Source organism: Streptomyces sp. SP18BB07 (genome assembly GCF_036322545.1).
GTDB classification, from domain to species: domain Bacteria; phylum Actinomycetota; class Actinomycetes; order Streptomycetales; family Streptomycetaceae; genus Streptomyces; species Streptomyces deccanensis.
This window is the reverse complement of sequence record NZ_JAQYWT010000089.1, coordinates 1-339: the sequence shown is the minus strand read 5'-3', so window position 1 is coordinate 339 and position 339 is coordinate 1. Positions and strand designations below refer to the sequence as shown.

At 70.2% G+C, this 339-nt stretch carries 1 pseudogene; it reads right to left on the bottom strand.

The window, feature by feature from the left end:
• Positions 1 to 258 (bottom strand): annotated as a pseudogene (locus PUR53_RS00285) (BCCT family transporter); the annotation flags it as partial.
• Positions 259 to 339: the final 81 nt, after the last annotated feature.

Here is a 339-nt window from a genome sequence, read left to right as displayed (position 1 = left end):
GAAGACCACGAAGCCCGAGGCGGCGAGGACGAAGGCCCAGCCGCCGTTGCGGATCGTCCCGTCCAGCAGCTTCCCGGACACGCTCTCCAGCGAGTCCGTCGCGGTGGCTCACCACACGACGAAGGCCAGGGTGAGGGCCGCGGCGACACCGAAGACGAGGAGGTCGGTCCGGGGGAGGGCGGCGGCCGCACCGATTCCCGGCAGTGCCTCCCCGACGGGAGGACCTGGACTCCCGTTCTGTTCGCGGGTACTGCTCATCGGCTCGTCCTTTCCACAGACGGCAGGGGACGCTCGCTGTCGCGGACGGAGGTTGCGCGACCGAGCAAGTAAGGCGGCATG